Here is a 1,330-nt window from a genome sequence, read left to right on the forward strand (position 1 = left end):
GGCGATCCACGCCGCGGCCGAGCAGGCCGGGGCCGAGTTGGAGAAGGCCGAGGCCCAGGGCGACCTCACCGACACCGGCGCGCCGCTGGCCGATCTCGAGGCCAAGGACGACGAGCCGGACGAGAACGACGAGGCCGGCGACGAGTTCGTTGGCGAGGCGTCGGCGACCGGCGAGCACCGCGAACGGCCCGCCGGGTGAGCCGGCTGGTCGACGCGTACGACCTGGTCATTTTCGACCTGGACGGCGTCGTCTACCTCATCGACCGGCCCATCCCGGGCGCGGCGGAGGCCGTCGAGCGTCTGCGCGCGGACGGGACGGCCGTGGCGTACGCGACGAACAACGCCTCTCGCCGCGCCGCCGAGGTCGCCGACCTGCTGACCGGCATGGGCGTGCCCGCCCGGCCGGACGAGGTGCTGACGTCGGCCGGCGCGTCCGCGACGCTGCTCGCGCGGGAGCTGCCGGCTGGCGCGCCGGTGCTGGTGGTCGGGGCGGACGCCCTGCGCGACGAGGTGCGCGATGCCGGGCTGACGCCGGTGGAGACCTTCGAGGACAAGCCGGCCGCGGTCGTGCAGGGCTATGGCGCGGACGTCGGCTGGCGCATCCTCGCCGAGGCCGCGCTGTGGGTGCGGGCCGGCGCGCGCTGGGTCGCCACGAACACCGACCGCACGCTGCCGAGCCCGCGCGGCCCGCTGCCGGGCAACGGTTCGCTGGTGGCGGTGCTGCGGACGGCGCTCAACCGGGACCCCGACGTCGTGGTCGGCAAACCGCAGCCGGCGCTCTTCACCACCGCGGCGTCGCAGTCCGGCGCCAAGCGTCCACTGACCGTGGGCGACCGCCTCGACACCGACATCGAGGGCGCGGTCACCGCGGGCATGGACAGCCTGCTGGTGCTGACCGGTGTGAGCGGCCCGGCGGACCTGCTGGCCGCACCGCCGGAGCGCCGGCCGACCTACGTGGCGGCGGACGTGTCGGGCCTGTTCGAGGAGCCGGTCCCGCTGGAGCCGGCCACCGAGCGCGGCGGCTGGCGTCTCACCGGCGACGGCGCGTTGGACGGCGCGGGGGAGCCGGTCGACGCGGGTGAAAAACCAGTAGATCTTTCTAAAAAGGAAATCGAAGAAATCGAAAATGAGTTGGAAAAAAAATAATATAAAGTTTTAGCGCAACATTCACCATATAGAAATTTTTAGTCTAGAATTCCAGTTATATGTGATGGTTGCAAAACAATTTTATAGTCAATGACTAAGTTGAAGATATATTTCTATATCTTTCATGGCATTTTACCTTTTTGAAGTAGGAATAGAATTCGCTATGAATTCTTTATCCCACTTC

General features: G+C 67.4%; 2 protein-coding genes. Both read left to right on the top strand.

Features of this window, described 5'->3' with window-relative positions:
- On the top strand, nt 1–199 hold a 199-nt coding region (locus AB0M20_RS43925), incomplete at its 5' end, for a hypothetical protein (protein ID WP_364307470.1).
- Nucleotides 196–1,146, top strand: coding sequence for an HAD-IIA family hydrolase (locus AB0M20_RS43930; protein ID WP_364307472.1), 951 nt, complete (start codon nt 196–198; stop codon nt 1,144–1,146). The genes AB0M20_RS43925 and AB0M20_RS43930, both read left to right, overlap by 4 nt.
- Nucleotides 1,147–1,330 lie beyond the last annotated feature (184 nt).

Origin of the sequence: Actinoplanes sp. NPDC051633 (genome assembly GCF_040681735.1) — a bacterium.
Taxonomy (GTDB): domain Bacteria; phylum Actinomycetota; class Actinomycetes; order Mycobacteriales; family Micromonosporaceae; genus Actinoplanes.